This is a genomic window from Desulfosarcina sp., assembly GCF_055467485.1.
Window position 1 is genome coordinate 39842 of sequence record NZ_JBUOIV010000006.1, and the last position, 18948, is coordinate 58789.

At 58.9% G+C, this 18948-nt stretch carries 20 protein-coding genes and 1 tRNA gene; 6 read left to right on the top strand and 15 right to left on the bottom strand.

What is annotated here, in order from left to right:
- Positions 1 to 61: 61 nt before the first annotated feature.
- The 5 genes from ACZCED_RS04690 to ACZCED_RS04710 form a co-directional block, all read right to left on the bottom strand.
- Positions 62 to 250 (bottom strand): hypothetical protein, encoded by a 189-nt coding sequence (locus ACZCED_RS04690; protein ID WP_462970927.1) that lies wholly within the window; start codon positions 248 to 250, stop codon positions 62 to 64.
- A 112-nt stretch (positions 251 to 362) separates the two neighbouring features.
- Positions 363 to 1376 (bottom strand): ADP-ribosylglycohydrolase family protein, encoded by a 1014-nt coding sequence (locus tag ACZCED_RS04695; protein WP_462970926.1) that lies wholly within the window; start codon positions 1374 to 1376, stop codon positions 363 to 365.
- Positions 1377 to 1401: 25 nt separating this feature from the next.
- Positions 1402 to 2115, bottom strand: coding sequence for an SDR family NAD(P)-dependent oxidoreductase (locus tag ACZCED_RS04700; protein ID WP_462970925.1), 714 nt, complete (start codon positions 2113 to 2115; stop codon positions 1402 to 1404).
- Between the two features lie 36 nt (positions 2116 to 2151).
- Complete coding sequence (locus ACZCED_RS04705; RefSeq protein WP_462970924.1) at positions 2152 to 2661, bottom strand: hypothetical protein; 510 nt, start codon at positions 2659 to 2661, stop codon at positions 2152 to 2154.
- 32 nt (positions 2662 to 2693) lie between these two features.
- Positions 2694 to 2933 carry a MoaD/ThiS family protein gene (locus tag ACZCED_RS04710; protein WP_462970923.1) on the bottom strand — a complete coding sequence of 80 codons (240 nt, stop codon included), beginning with the start codon at positions 2931 to 2933 and terminating at the stop codon, positions 2694 to 2696.
- Positions 2934 to 3355: 422 nt separating this feature from the next.
- Between ACZCED_RS04710 and ACZCED_RS04715 the strand changes: the two genes are divergently transcribed.
- Positions 3356 to 4237, top strand: coding sequence for a hypothetical protein (locus ACZCED_RS04715; RefSeq protein ID WP_462970922.1), 882 nt, complete (start codon positions 3356 to 3358; stop codon positions 4235 to 4237).
- 85 nt (positions 4238 to 4322) lie between these two features.
- On the opposite strand, the gene ACZCED_RS04720 is transcribed toward ACZCED_RS04715, so the two are convergent.
- From ACZCED_RS04720 to ACZCED_RS04750, 7 genes are all read right to left on the bottom strand, one after another.
- Entirely contained in the window at positions 4323 to 4445 is a 123-nt protein-coding gene (locus ACZCED_RS04720; protein ID WP_464860307.1) for a hypothetical protein, read from the bottom strand.
- Positions 4429 to 5454 (bottom strand): cytochrome d ubiquinol oxidase subunit II, encoded by a 1026-nt coding sequence (cydB, locus tag ACZCED_RS04725; RefSeq protein WP_464860308.1) that lies wholly within the window; start codon positions 5452 to 5454, stop codon positions 4429 to 4431. The genes ACZCED_RS04720 and cydB overlap by 17 nt, the downstream gene beginning before the upstream one ends.
- Positions 5447 to 6853 (bottom strand): cytochrome ubiquinol oxidase subunit I, encoded by a 1407-nt coding sequence (locus ACZCED_RS04730; protein ID WP_464860309.1) that lies wholly within the window; start codon positions 6851 to 6853, stop codon positions 5447 to 5449. The genes cydB and ACZCED_RS04730 overlap by 8 nt, the downstream gene beginning before the upstream one ends.
- 179 nt (positions 6854 to 7032) lie before the next feature.
- Positions 7033 to 7752, bottom strand: coding sequence for an SDR family oxidoreductase (locus ACZCED_RS04735; RefSeq protein ID WP_462970918.1), 720 nt, complete (start codon positions 7750 to 7752; stop codon positions 7033 to 7035).
- Between the two features lie 92 nt (positions 7753 to 7844).
- Positions 7845 to 9269, bottom strand: a complete 1425-nt coding sequence (locus tag ACZCED_RS04740; RefSeq protein WP_464860310.1) for a serine hydrolase domain-containing protein — start codon at positions 9267 to 9269, stop codon at positions 7845 to 7847.
- 45 nt (positions 9270 to 9314) lie between these two features.
- On the bottom strand, positions 9315 to 9797 hold the full coding sequence (locus ACZCED_RS04745; RefSeq protein WP_464860311.1) for a YbaK/EbsC family protein: 483 nt from the start codon (positions 9795 to 9797) through the stop codon (positions 9315 to 9317).
- Positions 9798 to 9923: 126 nt separating this feature from the next.
- Positions 9924 to 10382: a YaiI/YqxD family protein gene (locus ACZCED_RS04750; RefSeq protein ID WP_462970915.1), complete on the bottom strand. Its 459-nt coding sequence runs from the start codon at positions 10380 to 10382 to the stop codon at positions 9924 to 9926.
- 405 nt (positions 10383 to 10787) lie between these two features.
- Between ACZCED_RS04750 and ACZCED_RS04755 the strand changes: the two genes are divergently transcribed.
- The 4 genes from ACZCED_RS04755 (at position 10788) to ACZCED_RS04770 (ending at position 15019) form a co-directional block, all read left to right on the top strand.
- On the top strand, positions 10788 to 12029 hold the full coding sequence (locus tag ACZCED_RS04755) for an NAD(P)-binding protein (RefSeq protein WP_464860312.1): 1242 nt from the start codon (positions 10788 to 10790) through the stop codon (positions 12027 to 12029).
- 75 nt (positions 12030 to 12104) lie between these two features.
- On the top strand, positions 12105 to 13712 hold the full coding sequence (locus ACZCED_RS04760; RefSeq protein ID WP_464860313.1) for a hydrogenase iron-sulfur subunit: 1608 nt from the start codon (positions 12105 to 12107) through the stop codon (positions 13710 to 13712).
- An 86-nt stretch (positions 13713 to 13798) separates the two neighbouring features.
- On the top strand, positions 13799 to 14503 hold the full coding sequence (locus ACZCED_RS04765; protein WP_464860314.1) for a 4Fe-4S dicluster domain-containing protein: 705 nt from the start codon (positions 13799 to 13801) through the stop codon (positions 14501 to 14503).
- 78 nt (positions 14504 to 14581) lie between these two features.
- Entirely contained in the window at positions 14582 to 15019 is a 438-nt protein-coding gene (locus ACZCED_RS04770; RefSeq protein ID WP_462970911.1) for a heterodisulfide reductase-related iron-sulfur binding cluster, read from the top strand.
- Positions 15020 to 15142: 123 nt separating this feature from the next.
- Here the strand turns inward: ACZCED_RS04770 and ACZCED_RS04775 are convergent.
- The 3 genes from ACZCED_RS04775 to ACZCED_RS04785 form a co-directional block, all read right to left on the bottom strand.
- Positions 15143 to 15217: transfer RNA gene (locus ACZCED_RS04775), tRNA-Val, on the bottom strand.
- Positions 15218 to 15303: 86 nt separating this feature from the next.
- Positions 15304 to 16140 carry a 3'(2'),5'-bisphosphate nucleotidase CysQ gene (cysQ, locus tag ACZCED_RS04780; protein WP_464860315.1) on the bottom strand — a complete coding sequence of 279 codons (837 nt, stop codon included), beginning with the start codon at positions 16138 to 16140 and terminating at the stop codon, positions 15304 to 15306.
- 4 nt (positions 16141 to 16144) lie between these two features.
- Entirely contained in the window at positions 16145 to 17869 is a 1725-nt protein-coding gene (locus ACZCED_RS04785; RefSeq protein WP_464860316.1) for an adenylate/guanylate cyclase domain-containing protein, read from the bottom strand.
- Positions 17870 to 18061: 192 nt separating this feature from the next.
- Between ACZCED_RS04785 and ACZCED_RS04790 the strand changes: the two genes are divergently transcribed.
- Positions 18062 to 18895, top strand: a complete 834-nt coding sequence (locus tag ACZCED_RS04790) for an AraC family transcriptional regulator (protein WP_464860317.1) — start codon at positions 18062 to 18064, stop codon at positions 18893 to 18895.
- The last annotated feature ends 53 nt before the right edge of the window (positions 18896 to 18948 follow it).

Here is an 18948-nt window from a genome sequence, read left to right on the forward strand (position 1 = left end):
AAAAGCGCCGTGGGCAATCGCTCACGGCGCTTTTTTTGTCGGCGATCGAGCAATTCGGGTCTTAGTGCGCCGGATCAACAATTTTCATCTGGCCTGCATACCGACCGACCACCGCGTCCTCGACACAATTTTCCAATTCCGCATCGCTGATACTTGTCGGGTCTTTCAATTCGTCCAGGGGACACACAAAATCGTTGCCTGCCATATCCTTGACCTTCACGTATAACGTTTCCTGATTCTCTGTGTTCATAACTTTTTCCTTTCTCTTTTCTGATTACCATCCAAAGCGCAGAGGGTGTGGACACCGGTTCGGTCGTAAGCGTAAACAAAAGCTGCCGCATCGCATCCCCATAGCCACCCGTTCAACTGCTGAACAGCTCCGGAGGCGGGTGACGAAGCCCCTTTACCCATGATTCAGGGAAGACGCCAGGGCCGTTTGCCGCACCCAACAGGGCGCCCAGCACGGCTCCCCGGCCGGCGTTGTCGCCACCCAGGTTGGTGTTGGCGACCAGGCCCCGGACAAGGTCGTCGTGATATTTCAACGCCAGGTAGGCGGTGGCCGGCAGCGCATCTTCCACATAGCAGGCACTGCTGAGGCGTCGGCCCACGACGATTTCATCAGGATCGTCAAGCCATCGCATCAACGGATGACCCAGCAGTGGATTGTCCTGCCGCCGGACCTTCCCGGCCATCACATCCCGGATGTCGTCACCAGCCAGAACGGGAAGCAGCACATCCATGAGCCATTGGCCGGCCGCCTGCATGCGCGCACCCAGGTGGGTGTGGGTGAGGTGCTCGAACGCAGCCTGCCTGGCCAGGTCAGGATCGTCGGCGTAAAACACGGCCAGCGGGATCATGCCGATAATGCCGCTGATGTGCTTTTCAGTCACCCCGCAGTTCCGTGGCGGCTTTCCAGAGGCATAGTTGTTGAAAAAATGGCGGTGATACTCTTCCACATAAGTATCCCTGTGACTGCCGGGGGTGGTCATGAAGGTAATGTAGTCGGCCAGGTAGGCATCGGCGTCGTAGCCGCCTTTTTCCTTGAGGTGATCGAGCAAGAGGGTGCAGAGCTTCAGGTTCAAGGTGTTTTCACCGGCCTGGAGAAACTGGTGATAGTGCACACCCGGGCGCCCCCAGAACCGGCCCTGGTCGTGGAGAATATCGGCCTTCGCGTTGACCGGTGTGTATGCGGAGCGCCACAGGATGCTGTCCGGGTGGGGGTTTTTCGGAGCCAGGTAACCGGTCACCCGGCCGTAATCCCGCGCCAGTGCCTGCCGGTCGTAATACCAGTGCACCGGCATGGCCAGGGCATCGCCCACGTACATCCCCATGACGGCTCCTTTTTTCCGGTCTTGCCTGTCGGTTGAAGTGACCATGAAGACTCCTTGCTGGAATGAGTGTCTATTTGAAAGTCCGCAGTGCCCCCATGCCGCCATCCACCGCTAACACCTGGCCGGTGATCCATGAAGATGCATCCTCGAGAAGGTATGTCGCCGCAGCCGCGATATCCCCGGCCTTTCCAACGCGTTTGAGCGGATGCCGATCCGCAGCCGCGGCGCGCTTGCCCTCGTCAGACAAAAGCGTTCTGGCCAGAGGGGTGTCGGTCAGCGACGGGGCGATGGCGTTCACCCGGATCTTCGGGGCGAACTCGGCGGCCAGCGCGCGGGTCAGACCTTCTATCGCCCCCTTGGCACTGGCAATGGAGGCGTGAAAGGGCATGCCCGTTCCCACAGCCACCGTGCTGAATAAAACGATGGATGACGGGTTGTCCGCCTTTTTCAGGCCCGGCAGGCAAGCCTGAATGGCCTTGACGGCACCGAGAAGATTGATCTGCAGATCGGCGAGAAAATCGGCTTCTTTGAGGCGGTGGAACGGCCTCAACCGGATAGAACCCGGGCAGTACACCAGGCCCTTAACCCTTTCCGGAAGGCTGCCAATATCGATTTCGTCCTGGGTAACATCCGCCTCCAAGTGGGTCACCCCGGGCAGATCAGCCACACTGACCGCCGATCGGGAAATCACCACGACCGGACAGCCTTTGGCTGCCAGGCGACGGGTAATTTCCAATCCGATACCTGCCGACCCACCCACCACGACAAACGATGCTGATTCCATTTTTACATTCTCCCCGTGGAGTTGATGACGCATGCTTTACTTGAGCAGATGCCGCTTCAGCACAATGCCGAGTTCGAACCGGCACGCATCGATACTTGCGTATTGATATCCGGCCAGCAGATGTCCCCGTTCATATACATCCACCGCCGGTGTGCAGCCGGCGAGGGCAAAGAGCGCATTGACGATGACATCATAGTTGTCGACCCTGCTGGCCACCAGTACCCCAGCATCCGAAAGGCCTAATTGCTTGTTGGCACCGGCTTGGCCGCCCATCATCTGGTGACGAACACTGGGCGGCAGGTAGAAGGCCTGGACCACCGCTGGCACGGGAACGTCGTCAGACAGGCGCTTGAAGAAAACCTTTTCGTTCGGCAGCAGCTGCTGGAAGGTGACAATCGACCCCGTTTTCAGGAAGGGCTGCATTCGAAGCAGCATGTCCTGCAGAATCGACTGCCAACCGGCCACGATCTCCGAATGCCCCGCACCGGCCCGTTGCTCGACGGTCTGCACCATTTTTTGATTCTCATCCGTCGTTCTATTGACCATACGGTTGCCGACCTCCACAACAATAGGACCGCCTACATTCCACCGACAGCGGGGACAAAGGCCACACGGTCGCCATCTGACAGCGGGGCGTCGTGTCCTGACCGCCTGCCATTGACAAACACGGTGGCGATTTCCGCTTCGGGAACCCCTACCTCGTCGATCAGGTTACCGACAGTGGCATGGTCGCCGGCAAAGGATATGGCTCGGGGGCGGTCGTGCCGGCAGGTATCGTCATTGGAAAGCGTTGCAAAACATTTTATGTTGATCTTCATAATTCACCTCTCGGGTTATCGATTCAATGTTGAACGGTCAAAAGCACGTACGGTAACAGTATTCACCGGCTGGGAATCTTCAAGGCGCACCCGGTTCTGAAGGGTCTCCCGGGCTGGGAATCAGCAAAGCTTCAACACATTGTATTTATTATTAAATAAAAATCATACAAGAATTGACGGTGGGTTTGGCCTATCACTGCATGACCAATTGACTGTTTGTCTGAAAGCCAAAAAATGGCAGCCTGGGTCAAGAAAACACCGCTTTTCCCGCACGAGCGGCAGCAAATGAATTGTGCGCCACGGTGGGTTTGGGTTATGCTGACGGCTGGAAATCCCATCGACCGGACGCATTATCCGGTCTATACCGGGCCCGGTTTCCGGATCAGCAGTTCCCATCTTTTTGGTAGCCTTGGAAGGTAGATATGCGTGAAGACATAAGGAACCGGTCAGCGATCAGCCATGCGGATGTCACCGCACTGAACTTCGTCCGGTCATCCGCGCCGTTTGTGTTCAGGAGGCATTATAGGCAGGGCCTTCGCTCACACATCATGGAGGTTCTGGACCCGTCCGATGTGAACGTTGAGCAGAACGGGAAGATGATCGCCGGCGTGCGGTGCTTTCCCAAAGCCACGCCGCGCCGGATGTTTCGCATTTTTCGGGCCCGTCTGAAAACCCTCGAAAACGCGCTTTTTGAAATCGGCCGGGTTAAAATCGTCGAGCGCTATCTGGCACCCGATTTCATGGCCCGCTCCACTGAATGCATCGTTGATTACCAGAGGCCTGAAGGCCGTGACCTGATGCTTTGCGGATTCCAGGAATACGTCGCGGGTCAGATAGTGGATCCGTGGACCGTTCTCGGCGCGACCGACCTGCTGCCGGCGCTGTACGAGAATTTTAGCTGTCAGGGCAACCCGTTAAGCTTATCCAAAGGCCATTGGATCGAAACGGTCAGGCAAAAGGGCTACCGGTTCATCAACCAAATCAAACGGATGATCAGCGAAGCCGGACATATCCCTGACCTGGCCGGAGCGGGCAACCTGATCATCACCGTCAGCGGCGGCATTCGCCTGGTGGATATCAACAATATCTCAGGGGTCTCTTACACCCCTTCAATCGATCTGGACGAAAAAGGCTACCCCGTATGCGACAAGTCCATCGAGGCACTCTCCCTGATCGAAGAAAAAATCCTCGGTGGGCCGCTCGACATGAAAGAGGACGTCTACCAGTGGTTCCTCCATCCGGATCGCCGCAAAGCGCTCAAGGCAAAGGAGGTGTCGTTTTGGAAGCGACAGGTCGGCGGCTGAAGATTACCGGTGGTCCGGTGTAATCCCACTGCTTGGCCAGCAACGCCAGCACCTGATTTTCAGCGACCGTCGGCATGTGCACCACTTACAGATTCATTCCCAGCATGAACCGCACGACCCCCGCCAGCACCAGCATGCCTGCCATCCCGCCGACAAACAGACCGGCAAACCACAGCCACTGGCGCTGTTTTTCAGTAAGCCGCATCATGTTCGTGTGAGGCCTTGCCGCGGAACACCCAGAAGCAGTATCCGGTGTAGGCCAGGACGCAGGGCAGCAGGAACACCGTTCCCAGCAGCAGCAGGGATTGGGATTCGGGTGCGGCGGCCGCATCCCAGAGGGTCACTTTAAAAGGTACCAGCCAGGGCCAGGTGCTGATGCCGATGCCGATGTAATTCATCAGAAATATGCCCAGGGTGAGAAAGAAGGGCCGGTATTCACGCTCGGTGCGCAGGTCCCGCCAGAGCATGACGAAAAAGACTACCGACAGGATCGGCATGGGCTGCAGGAAGTAGAAGTTGGGCAGGCTGAACCACAGCGCCTTGATGTCGCTGTTCATCAGCGGCATGGTCAGGCTGACCAGGCCCATGAACAGGGCTACGTATACCATCACGTAGATGGCGCACTTGCGCGCCCATGCCTGGGTGTCGTCTTCGGTCTTCATAATGGTCCAGGTGGCTCCCAGCAGGGCGTAGCCGGTCACCAGGGCTACACCGGTCATGACGCTGAAGGCATTCAGCCAGTCGAAGGCGCTGCCGCTGAAGTTGCGGCCCTCCACGGCGATACCGTGAACGAAGGTCCCCAGCACCATGCCCTGCATGAAGGTGGCCACCAGGGATCCGAAGTGAAAGGAGTAATCCCAAATCCGCCTGGATTTTCCGGTGGCCTTGAAGCGGAACTCGAAGGCCACCCCGCGGAAGATCAGACCCAGCAGCATCAGGATGATGGGGATGTAAAACGCCGGCATGAGAATGGCGTAGGCCAGGGGAAAGGCGGCGAACAGCCCGCCGCCGCCCAGCACCAGCCAGGTCTCGTTGCCGTCCCAGAACGGGGCGATGGAGTTCATCATGCGGTCCCGGCACGCGTCCGTGGGGGCAAAGGGAAACAGGATGCCCACGCCGAGGTCGAAGCCATCCAGCAGGATATACAGAAAAATGGCCGTTCCGATCAGTGAATACCAGACCAGCGGCAGATCCAGAAAACTCTCGAAACTAAACATCTTTCCCTCCTGTCCCAGCCGCCAGGTCCGTTACCAGGGGCGGTTGCTTCACGCCGTGGCTTCCATAGGTGTCTTCTTCGGTGGTTTCCGGCCCTTTGCCGATGAGCTTCAGGATGTAATAGGCCCCGGCGGTGAAGACCAGGCCGTAGGTGATCACGAAGGCGGCCAGGGAGATGGCGATGGGGCCCGCAGCCACCGGGGAGATGGTTTCCGACGTGCGCAGGACGTTGAATACGATATACGGCTGCCGGCCCACCTCGGTGACGAACCAGCCGGCCACCACGGCCACGAAGCCCGCCGGCGTCATGGCCACGCACCACAGGTGAAACCAGCGGGTGGTAAAAAGCTGCTTTTTGAAGTGAAGCACCAACGCAATCAGCCCGGTGGCAATCATCAGCATGCCCAGCCCCACCATGATGCGGAAGGTCCAGAAGACCATGGCCACGGGTGGGCGGTCTATTCTGGCCCAGGCCTTGAGCCCCTTGACCTCGCCGTCCAGGTCGTGGGTGAGGATAAGGCTGGATAGCTTGGGTATGGTGATCTCAAAACGGTTGCGCTCCTCGATCTGGTCCGGCCAGGCGAAAAGCCTCAGGCCGGCGCCCTTTTCCGTGTCCCAGATACCCTCCATGGCCGCCACCTTGGCCGGCTGGTGCGCGAACGTGTTCAGGCCGTGCAGGTCGCCAAAAACAAGCTGCATGGGTGCCACGAATATGGCCATGATCATGGCCATGCCCAGCATGATCCGGGCGTGCTTCACGTGCAGGCCGCGCCACAGGTAATACCCGCCGATGCCGCCGACCACGAAGGCCGTGGTCAGGTAGGCTGCCGTGACCATGTGGATGAAGCGGAAGGGAAACGAGGGGTTGAAAATCACCTGGATCCAGTCGGTGGGGTAAAGCAGGCCGTCGACGCCCTCGCGAAAACCGGCCGGGGTCTGCATCCAGCTGTTGGCGGACAGGATCCAGAAGGCCGAAATCAGGGTGCCCGCCGCCACGATCACCGTGGCGGCAAAGTGCATCTTCCTGCTCACCCGGTTCCAGCCGAAGAGCATGATCCCCAGAAAAGAGGCTTCCAGGAAAAAGGCCGTGAGCACTTCGTAACCCAGCAGCGGCCCGAGCACATTGCCCACCTTGTCGGCGAAAACCGACCAGTTGGTGCCGAACTGGTAGGACAGCACCACGCCGGTGACCACACCCATGCCGAACGTCACGGCAAAAATTTTGACCCACATGCGGTAAATCTGCTCGTAGAGCGGGTTGCCGGTTTTGAGCCAGCGCCATTCCACCACGGCCAGCCAGCTGGCCAGGCCAATGGTAAACGCCGGGAAAGTGATGTGGTAGGCCACAGTAAAGGCAAACTGGGCACGCGCCAGGAATACGGGATCAAGGTGGGAGAACATAAATGTACCTCGATGGGCTATAATTAGGTTGTCAACGGCAGGGAGCAAACCTTCAGGTTCAATAATAGAGTGTCTGCCGGTAAAGTCAAGCCGAAGGAGGATCGGTAGCGGCAGGCAAACAAGCAACGCGCATCGGATCGGGCGCCGTGCTGCGGATCAGGTCGCGCCCGGCCTTGCGATCAGGCAATCAGACCGCCACCATCCACATCCAGGACGATACCGGTGATGAATCCGTTGGTCATCAGCATCAGCGCAGCATCGGCGATCTCTTCCGGCCGGCCCACGCGTCCCGCCGGCAGTCGCTTGGCAATGGCCGCAAACATCCCTTCCCGGACCGCTTCCGGCATCTTCAGGTAGGCACCGGTACCGGCGGTCATGCCCGGAGAAATCACGTTGACCCGCACCGGGGCCAGGTCCTTGGCCAGTGCCCGGCCCATGGCTTCCACGGCAGCGTTGACCGAGGCCAGCACCGCATCGTTCAGCCCTGGCCTGCGGCTCAGAATACCGGAGAAGAACGTGATTGAGCCCCCGGGATTGATCCGGACGTACTTGGCGCACAGGTAAGGCCCCCAGAATTTGCTCTGCATGGTCGACAGGCCATCGGCCAGGGGCATCTCCCGCAGGGTGCCGGTCTTCACCGAACTGCCTGGAACCACCAGGTGGTCGACGGCGCCCAGCCGTTCGAACAGGTCCGACACCGATGTCTCGTCGGTGGTGTCCACTACCTGCCAGTGCACATCGCCGCCGATCTGTGCGGCAGCGGCTTTCAATTTGTCCTGGCTCCGACTGGCGATCACCACCCGGGCGCCGGACAGAGAGGATTTTTTGGCAATGGCCAGCCCCATACCCGAGCTGCCGCCGATGACGACGACGGTTTTATGCGTGAGTGAATTGCTCATATGTCACCTCTAAATGGTCGTGTTGTCTGATGCGCATCATCAAGGTAAGGCCGCATCATCGATTGGCCAGGGTTTCCATGCAGGCCCGGCCGCTATCGGGGAAGCGCCCGGATCACATCGGCGATGAAGGCATCGGTATCCCAGGCCGATCGTGGGGCCGTGGCCCCGAAGCGCACCAGCACCAGATTTTTGGAGGGAATCACGATAACCTTCTGTTCCTGGAATCCCTGGGCGGCATAGGCATCCCGCGGGGCATGGGGCCACAGCCGGTTGCCGGGGTCGCCGGGTGCACCGGCGTTGAGCCAGAACAGGGCGCCGTATTCGCCTTTAGGGGCCTTGGGCGTGGGGGTGGTGGTGTAGGCGACCCACCCTTCGGGAAGTATCCGCCCTCCGCCCCAAACACCGTCCTGGAGATAAAGCAGGCCGAAACGAGCCCAGTCACGAACCGTGGCAACCGTGTACGACGATCCAACGAAGGTTCCCGACGGGTCGGGTTCCATGACCGCGCTGGCCATGCCGATGCGGTTGAAAAAGGACGCGTTGATGAACCGGTAGTAGTCGACGGCCTCCTTTTCGGCAGCGTGCCTGACGATGCGGGCAATGATGTTGGCCGTGCCGGAGGAGTAGTGCCACTTGTCATCCGGTGCGGCCTCCAGGGGGCGGCCGGCGGCAAAGGCGGCGAAGTCACCGCTGCCGTACAACATATCCGTGGCATCGGCCAGCGGCTTGTAGACCTCTTCGAAGGCCAGGCCGCTGCTCATGCGCATCAGCTGGTCCAGGGTGATCTTCCTGCGCGGGTCATCGGCGGACCGCCATTCGGCAACCGGAGCCGGGTCGTCAAGTGCCAGCCGTCCCTGGTGCACAAGCACGCCAACCAGCGCATTGGTGACGCTTTTGCTCATGGACCACCCCAGGAGCGGCATATCGGGCCCGAAACCGGAAGCGTAGCGTTCGGCGATCAGTCGTCCCTTATAGACAACGGCCACGGCCCGGGTTTGGCGCAGGGTGTCTGGCCCCGGCTCCGCAAAGGCATGGTCCAGGGCCTGCATGAGTAGGTCGCTGTCCACGCCCAGGGTTGACGGGTCGACGGCCCCTGCATTGCCTTCGGGCCACGGCAGCGCAGTCGCATGCGACGGCGGTGCGGAGCCTGCACCGGGTTTGAAAACGGTTTGTTCACGAAGCGACGCCTCCGTGGTCCCGACCAGCAGGGTGCAGCCGCACCCCTGGCGAAAAATTGCCTTAGACCGGAAGACCTTCAACGCCGTGGCCGTGACCGATTGGCCGACTGTGTCTATCTCCCAGGAAACCAGTTTGGCCAGCGGGTTGACCGGCTTTATATCTTCGACAAAAACCACCTGCGGATTCCGTTTGGACAGGAAGGTGCTGGTGCACAGGTACTTGGCGACATATCCGGTGCCGATGGGCATCGCCTGGGCCAGAAACCATGCCGCAGCCGCTGCCAGACCGATACACAGCACTCCCGTGACCGCCAGAATGCGTCTCACGCCTCGTTTCATTTCAGGTCCTTTTCATCGTCTGTTTTCTTCTCCCCAGACGCCCCATCACCCGGCCAGTTCGACCCAACTGCCGGCCGTCAGCGGTTCCAAGTCGGCGGGTTTGAGTTGAAATACGGCATAGGGTGTGCCGGCGGCGGCCCAGATGGTGTCGTACTGCCTCAGGTCGGGGTCCAGAATGGTCTTGAGCGGCCGGTTGTGGCCGGCCGGCGGTACGCCGCCGATGGCAAAGCCCACCTTCTCTTTGACATAGCTCCCATCAGCCCGGCCGAGCTTCATCCCGGTTGCCCGCTCGATTTTTTTCAGATCCACCCGGTTGGAACCGGAAGCGACGACCAGGATCGGCTCCCCGGTCTGCGTATCCTTGAAAACCAGCGATTTGGCGATCTGGGCCACCTGGCAGCCCACACTGTCGGCGGCCTCCCGGGCTGTCCGCGTGGAGCCGGGGAGTTCTCTCACTTCGAAGGAAAACCCTTTTGCGGTGAGAAAATCCTGCACGCGTCTGGCGCTGTCTCTCAATCGGGATGACATGCGTGTTCTCGCATCGTTAGCATAAATGCTCAACCGGCGTGCTGACGAGCCGTCCTCGTTGCGTCTCCATCATCTCCCTTGAACCCGCCGTTGAATGAGGGGAAAACGGATCGAACGATCGCCCGCCTAATGCCGACCTTGACGGTTGATCGCCTGAACCATCTGGTCCAGGCCGTGCAGAAACCGGGAGCGGTCCTTTCTCTGAAATGGCGGCGGTCCACCGGCGGCCGTTCCGGATTGACGCAAATCGGCCATGAGCTCGCGCATGGCCATGGCCTGGCCGATGTTCTCCTCGGTGAAGGGCCGGCCGGTCGGGCCGATCACCCGGGCGCGTTTGCCGATGCATCGGTGGGCCAGCGGGATGTCCGCCGTGACCACGACATCGTCCGGCAAGACCTGCCCGACGATCCAATCATCCGCTGCATCGAAGCCGCCGTCAACGACCACCAGCGTCGATATGCCCGGATCGGGTATGCCCATCCTGGTGTTGGAAACAAAGATCACCTTCAGCCCGCATCGCCTGGCCACTTTGCAGACCTCCTGCTTGACCGGGCAGGCATCGGCGTCGACGTAAATTGTCGTCAAATCAGCCTTCCTTTGAATTGACGATGAAGCAACGGCGTTAGCCGTTGATTGGGTGGCTTTATAAATCCGTAAATCCATCAAACCAATCCCAACCATACAAAACCAGAGAATTTGTGCAATGCCAATCTGTACGAAGCCAATTCAACAATAGTGTCCCGGCGCACCGATCACGGCGGCGCCAAAACCTTAACACGTGAAAATGGTTATGCATATCTCCAAACTTGCACTTTTTTTTGGATCTGTTTATACTCCATCGCAATCCACTCATTACCGTCGGCATGCCAACTTGAAGAGACAGGAGATCGGCTATGGAACGGATGGACTGCTGCCCGCCTGGAACGTGGCGCTCCCTGGAAAAAGCCCAGCCAATCAGCCGCATTATTGCGCTCCGGGTGGAGAAAACCATTGAACCGTGATCGCGCCCACGTCGCCGTCATCGGTGCCGGCGTGGCCGGGTTGACGGCTGCCGACGCACTGGCCGGGTGGGGGGCGCACGTATCCCTGTTTGAAAAAACGCCTTTTCTCGGCGGCCATGCCGTCCAACTCAATTGCAAGGCCACCGATGCCTGCGTGAAATGCGGCGCCTGCATGGCTGAAGACAAACTTCGCCGCGCCGTCCGACATCCTAATGTTGAAATCCATACCGGTACACAGATCGAAGCCGTAAGCGGCCGGACTCCCTATCAGATCTCCTATTGCAGCCATTCGCCGCTGGTGAATGCGGACCGGTGCAACGGATGCGGCATCTGTTTTACCAAATGTCCGGTCCCCGGAGCCATCATGCAGGGACGGGCCCCGCGGGTAGGACCTTACGTAGCCATTCGACGGGACCTGTGCCGCTTCTTCGACAACGCCGCCTGCAGCCTGTGCAGGGAAGCCTGCCCGACAGGAGCCATCGTCCTGTCTGACCGGGCACAGTCGGGGACGATGCGGGCGGATGCCATATTCGTGGCAACCGGTTTTACGCCCTACAATCCCAGCGACAAACCTTATGGTTACGGCCGGTTCCCGAATGTAATCACCAGCCTGGATGCGGAGCGGCTGCTGCGCGAACATACCGTGATGAAACGCCCGTCGGACGGTCGACCGGCCGGACGCATTGCTTTTGTTCAGTGCGTGGGGAGCCGGGATGCCCAGCTGGGCCACCCCTGGTGTTCGAAAATATGCTGCGGATCGTCGCTGAGAATGGCACGACTGATTCAATCCCGCCAAAAAGATGCGCAGATCACCTTCTTTTATATCGATGTGCAGACGTTTGGCAAAGATTTTCAGTCCTTTTACCAAAACGCCCGCGAGAACATAAGCATGATCAGGGCCATCCCCGGCGACGTGGTGAGAACCGATGCGGATGAATTGGAAGTCATCTACTTCGACCCGGAAACCCACGCCTCTACAGAATCCGTATTTGACGTCGTGGTGCTGTCGGTAGGCCTGCTGCCAGCCGGAGACAATGAACGCATGGCCCGGATGCTGGAGTGGGCCGCAGATGAAAGCGGGTTCCTGCCGCGCCACGGCAGCGACCGCCAACCGGCACCGGCAGGCATCTTTTCAGGCGGTTCGGTCACGGGCCCCATGGCGATCGCCGATAGCATAAGCAGTGCGGAGAAGGCGGTGTTTGATATGGTCCGCTACCTGACGGCATCATGATAATGTCCGATTTCCGCATGATACTGCATCCCTCTTCCCAACGCCGGCGCTCCATTCAGGTGGAAAATAGTTGACATGGACGAAAAACCGAATACCGACATGCGGAGAAAAGGATCACGGTCGCCGGATGTAATGATTTTCGGCAGTGGTGCCTGCGCACAGAAGATTGCCGCCAATCTTTACGACCATGGCATCCATGCCTGGCTGGCGGCAAGCGAGGATGCACCCCGAAAAGCCGTCCGCAGCGACAGCCTGCATTGGCTATCCGGTATCGAACTGCACAACTGCCGCGGATTCGCCAAAAATTTTGATCTGAAGTTGAGACGCGGAAAGCTGCTTTTCGATCAACACGCTGCGGCCATTGTCCTTGCCGAAGATGACCATCGCTCACCCAACTATGCGCCTTATGGACTGGAACCCGCCCACCGGGTGCTGTCCATCTCTTCGCTGGAAGAGAAGATGCACCGGGAGTCCACACAAGAACTGTTTGGTGACGATGCGCGCATCGTTTTTCTAAATGGCTGGCAAAATGACAGCCATCCGGCAATCGCCCAGCGGATGCTGGCCGGCTGCCTCCGCCTGCAAAGCCAATTCCGGGTGACCACTTACTTTATGACCGGCAACCTCAAGGTCGCCGCCGACGGAACCGAAGCGATGGTTCAGGCGGCCAAACGCGCCGGCGCCATTTTTCTGAAATTCACCCGTCACTTTCCAACTATTCAAACAGACCCAGAGGACCGGTTTGAATTTGACTATCTGGATGAATTGACCCGCACGCCCTTCAGACTCAGAGCAGACTGGATGGTCGTGGATGAATCCATCGGGCCGGGGGGACATCTGGATGGGTTGGCGCACAGGCTTGCAATCAGGCAGGACAGCTTTGGTTTTGCCCAGAGCGACAATGTCCATCGCCTGAGCAACGCCACCAATCGTCGCGGCGTCTTCGTGGCCGGAGGGTCCCGTGGGATTCTGTCCGCAGACGAGCAGTTGGCCGACGCGGATCAGGTTACCTTGAGCGTGCTGGCCTTCCTGCAGGATCTGGATGTTGAGCCCCTGCCAGGGGTTGAGATCGTCCGGGGCCGTTGTGTGCGATGTCTGACCTGTCATCGGCTGTGCCCCCACAAGGCCATTGACATCGGTCCGCATGTGTCGGTGGTGACCGAGGCCTGCCAAAGTTGCGGCATCTGTGTGGCGGGCTGCCCGGCCCGGGCCATCCAGATGGATGGGGTGCAAATCGGTGCGGACGTCTATCGCCGGCTGAGAACTCCCGTAGCAATCGAAGACGCTTCGGCAGGCCCGCCGCAGATCATGGTTTTCGGCTGCTCGCGCTCGGCCGGCCAGGCCCTTGAATTGTCCCGCCTGGCGGGCCATGTCCTGCCCGGGGGCGTTGAATTTGTCGAGGTGCCCTGCGCCGGCACCATTTCCAGCCGTCATCTGCTGGCGGCATTTGAGGCCGGTGCGGACGGCGTGATGCTGTGTTCCTGCCATACCGACAACTGCCGGTCGGAAATCGGCAATCAGGTGGCCCGCAAGAGAGCCGACGCGGTCCGTCATTTACTGGAGGAGGCCGGTGTGGACGGCAGCCGGCTGGACATCTCCTCGGTGGCGGCCAACATGGGCAACGAATTCACCCTCATGATCAACGCGTTTGCCCATCGGATCAAGGCGCTCACCGGTTCGTAACCGCCATCCGGCCGCCGATTCGGCGACCGATGGATGCCTGTTTGTGTTTAACCGATCGCTGAACCATCAATCGAAGGAAAACCGCCATGGCCAAAGATCGACCGGACCGCTTGGAATCATTGAATCCAGCCTGTTGCAGAGACTGGCACTACGAGCAGGATGTCTGCCTGACATGTGCCATGTGTGCCAGTGCCTGTCCCGTGGCCGGGGTCGATGATTACGACCCCCGCAAGATGGTGCGCATGGTCTCGTTGGGCATGGCGGACCAGGTGGCCCGATCCCGCTGGCCCTGGATCTGCACCATGTGCGGCAAGTGCGAACAGATTTGCCCCATGGGCATCGACATCGCCGATATCACCCGGCGCGTCCGGTCCTTGCGCGAAGGCCGGCAGGTACCGGGAATTTTATACAAAGGCCTGACCGCCGCCCTTGAAACCGGCAACAACCTCTCCCTGCCCAAGGAAGACTTTGTTTTCATCCTGGAAGATGTAGCCGAAGAGCTTGCCGAAGAACCGGGCTTCGAAGGCTTTACGGTTCCCATCGACAAAAAGGGAGCGCGGCTGCTCACCACGATCCACAACAAACTGGTCAACACCCACACCGAGGACCTCAAGCCGTGGTGGAAACTCTTCCATGCCGCCGGAGAAGACTGGACCGTGGCATCGGACAACTGGGAGGGGACCAGCTGGGGTTATTTCACCGGCGATGATCAGGCCATGAAAATCATGGCCGGGCGCATCGTGGAGAACATGCGTCGATTGGAGATCGATACGCTGCTGTGGCCCGAATGAGGGCACGCCTATCTGGCGACCAGGTATGGTCTGCAAAAATGGTTTCCCGAAGCCCTGGAGGAATTTAAGACGGTCACCGTGTTCGACCTGCTCATCGAGTATATCAAAAGCGGGCGCATTCGATTGGACCGTCGGCGTTTCGATGTGAAAGCCACCTACCACGATCCCTGCAATTATGGCAGGCGGGCCAAGAAACGCTTCGGTCACGGTTTTTTCGATGAACCCCGATGGATCATGGACCAGTGCCTTGAGAATTGGGTCGATCTGCATCCCAACCGGCTGCACCAGACCTGTTGCGGCGGCGGCGGCGGTGCGCTGACAACCGGATACAACGACGAGCGGATCTTCTATGGCCGCCGTAAAATGGAACAGATCCGAGCCACGGGTGCCCGGATGCTGGTTTTGCCGTGCCACAGCTGCCATGGCCAGATCAACAGCATCAAGGCGACCTACGGCATGGAAGACCTGACCGTTAAATACCTCTGGGAATTGGTCGCCGACTGTTTGATCAGGTAATTCATCGCCAGATGTCCCGGCGTCCCACACCTTGCCCGCCTCTGTAAAATAATCAACCCTGCCGCAGTTTCTTCCATAAAAAAAGGATTTACAAGCCTGATACCTGTAAATCCTTGGGGTTTTTGGTGGGCGATACTGGATTTGAACCAGTGACTTCCACCGTGTGAAGGTGGCACTCTCCCGCTGAGTTAATCGCCCGAAAAGTGACCCTACATATAGAAGGGCGGGGCTCGTGAAGTCAAGCGTTTTTTCTTTGGGCCGCGTCCCTGTGGAGCCGCCCGGGTTCAGGTCCGCTTGACGATGAACCACGGATTGAGCAGGTTCTCCTTGTTGTAGGCCAGGGCGTTGCCGTCATCATGGCGAACCACCTGCGCGCCGCTGGCAACGGCAATGGCCTGACCGGCTGCCGTATCCCACTCCATCGTGGGTCCCAGCCGGGGATAGATGTCCGCCCTGCCTTCGGCCACCAGGCAGATTTTCAGTGAACTGCCCGACGAAATGAACGCCACCTGGCCGTGTTTTTGCCGCATGGTTTCCACGTATGCGTCCAACTCCGGCGTGGCGTGGGAGCGGCTCCCCATGATCGTATAGGGCCGGCCCTTCTCCTGTTGCAGGGGCAGCCGAACCGCTTTTTTCATCAGCGATTCCATACTGTCGGTCCCGTCTGGTGAACGCTCGCCGCCCCCCTGTCGACAGGCATCGATCTTGTAAGCGCCCAGGTCGTGATCGGCAAAATAGAGGGTGTCGGTCACCGGAACATAGATAACCCCCATGGTGGGCACCCCCCCTTCCGCAAGGGCGATGTTCACCGTGAATTCTCCGTTGCGTTTGATGAACTCCTTGGTGCCGTCAAGCGGATCGACGATCCACATGCGTGGCCACTGTCTGCGTTCCGCAAAGGGGATGTCGCGCCCCTCTTCGCTGAGCACGGGGATGCCGAATCCGCTGATACCCGCCTTGATGATGGTGTGGGCGCACCGGTCTGCCAGGGTGAGGGGAGAGTCGTCCGCTTTCTTCTCCACACCCATGTCAGCTGAATCATACACGTCGAGGATGGCCTTGCCCGCCTTGACGGCAGCCAGAATTGCGGTTTGCAGCCACAACGTTCGGTTTTCTGTCACAGGATCACCTTTCTGTTTTCTCGTCCGGATTGACGGCGTATAGTTTCATCGGCGACGACACGCCTTTGAGGGTTGCCGAGAAGGCACGCATCACCGCGACCCGGGACTTGACCTTGCGGATCACCGGCTCGGAGACGACCGTTTCCCCTTCTTGCGACTCCCCCTGAATGCGCTGGGTGATATTTACCGATGCGCCGACGATACCATACTTTTTGCGCGCTTGCGATCCGATATTGCCCACCACGACCAGTCCGCTGTGGACGCCGATCCCCATTCTCAGCACAGGCAGATCCAGTTCGGCCAGCTCGCGGTTCAGCTGATCCATCGCCGCCTGCATGTCGAAGGCGCACTGGACACACCGATGGGCCGCCGCCTCGATGGATTCGTCAACCGGTTCAAAAAAGGCCAGGATGGCATCGCCGATGAAATCGACGATGATGCCCCGGTGTTCCTGGACCAGCGGGATGATGGCTGAAAAATACCGGTTGAGCACGTCGATGGTCTTTTCCGGAGAGAGGTCTTCGGCCATGGGAGTGAATCCGCGTATATCGGCCATGAGGATGGCCACTTCCTGCTGCCGACCGCCCAGCCGGCCGGCTTCCGGATGCTCCAGCAGGGCCCGTGCGAAATCCGGGTCCACGTAACGGCCAAAGGTATTGCGGATCGTGTCCCTTTCCCTCAGCCCGTCGATCATGGTGTTGAAACTGGTGGCCAGCTGTCCGATTTCATCATGTGATTCCACGGCGATTTTTTCTTCATAATTACCGGCGGCAACAGTTACTGCGCGTTCGGAGAGATCCTTGATGGTCCCGGACATGCGATCTATGTTGATGCGAATAATACCGTAAATGAGAAGGACCAACGCGAATGCGCCGAGGATGAATCCATTTCTGAAGTTGATGATGGGGGCCAAGATAGTTTTACCGTCGGCAAACACCACCAGCGCCCAGGGAAACGTGTCGAGGCTGCGAAAACCCGCTATCCGTTCCGGCGGCATGCCGGGCCCCCAGACGGTTCCGACGGCATCCCTGTCGATCTCCTCCAGCAGTCTGCCCTCCAGAGGGTCGCCGGTTTCGCCCAACTTCATTCTCTCCTGCAACCGGCCGCTGGCAAAAACGATCTTTCCCGACGCCTTATCGGCGATGCAGGCATTGGCGTTTTGCCACCAGGGCGCAGAAGAGATATCCGCCATCAAAAAATCGAACTTGATGACAATTTCCAGGTTGCCGACGGGTGTGTCATAGGCATCCAGGAGGACCATGCTTACGCTGACGGTGTGGGCACCAATGTGCTCATCGATTGTCGGTGGAGAAATTTTCACAAATGCACCCCGATGGAATCGCATGTAGCGTCCGCCTCCCATCATGTTCTGCATGCCACCGCGGCCGTGCCCACCGGAAGATGGGGCATGCCAACCGATGTTCACCCGTACTACTCCCGGCAGGGTTTCCAGTTTGTGCACGATTGCTTCGAGAAGACCGGCGTCCGGGGTGTCCGACCCGCTTTGAGAGAACATCTCCATCAGGCCCACCGGACGCGACAGCCGCATCTCGATTTCGTGGGCTGCCCGTTTGAGTTGAAGGATCACCGTTTCGTTCCATTGCCTGAGCATGAGATTGCGGGCATAGATGAAAACTGAAACACCGGCGACCAGCAGGATAAGGACTACCGGCAATACCAGCAGGGCGGTCAAGCGGGCACGCAGGGTTTTGAAGTGATAGGGCTGCATAGGTTCAAACGTCCTCAGATGCCGCACTCTATCCGTGTGGCGAAGATAGGTCAAACGATAATGCCAGTTAGCCGGGCATGAAATCGTCGGACAGCAATTTTTTACAAGAAAACGCACATATCGTGTGGTAGCCTTTAGGTGAAACGGATAATATATTTGAAAGAATCGAAAACGCGTCTCAGGCTCAAGCCAATGAAACCCATCGAAAATGTCACCTACTGGCGGGACCCGGAATTGGAAGGCATAGAGATCTGCCGGGTAGATGGAACGCGGCACGTTTTTCCGGCTCATGCCCACGACGGCATTTACGCCGTCGGCATGATGGAATCCGGGGGAAGCTATTGTCTCGGCACTAAGAAATCCGACTCGCTGGTGGCGCCGGGGCAAATTGCCCTGATCAATCCGAACCAGGTGCACTCCGGGGTTCCGGTTCCCGGCAAACCAATTTCGTACCGCATGCTCTATTTTGACATGCATCTGATGGCATCGGCCGCTGAGGAGATCGCCCCGCGATCGCACCTCCTTCCGGAGTTTGCATGCATGGTGGTGGGCGATTCGCTGTTGTGGCGCCGCCTGCAGCGCCTCTGCCGGATTATTCAGGGTCAGGGAAGCCGCCTGGAAAAGGAATCGGCCATCATGGATGCCACGACGCATCTGGTTTCCATTTACGGAAATGTGTCCTCGAAACCGACTCCCTCGGGAAACAGCCGTAAATCCATACGGCAGGCCAAAGCCTTTCTGTCGGAAAACCTTGACCGCAAGGTATCTCTCGCGGATGTCTCCCGGGCGGCTGGATTGAGCCGCTACCATTTTTTAAGGGTATTCAAGCAGGCCACCGGTCTGCCGCCGCACCTGTTTCGGACCCTGCGACGGGTCGATCGGGCCAGGCAACTGCTGCGCGACGGCCGGCCGCTGGCCCTGACCGCTTTGAGCGTGGGATTCTCTGATCAAAGCCATTTCACCAATACCTTCCGCAAGTACACCGGTGCAACCCCGGGGCAGTACCTCACCGAAGCATCCGATTAGGCATGCGCAATCTTCTGCAATCCACCCTTGCTTGCTGTTGATATTCATGCTCG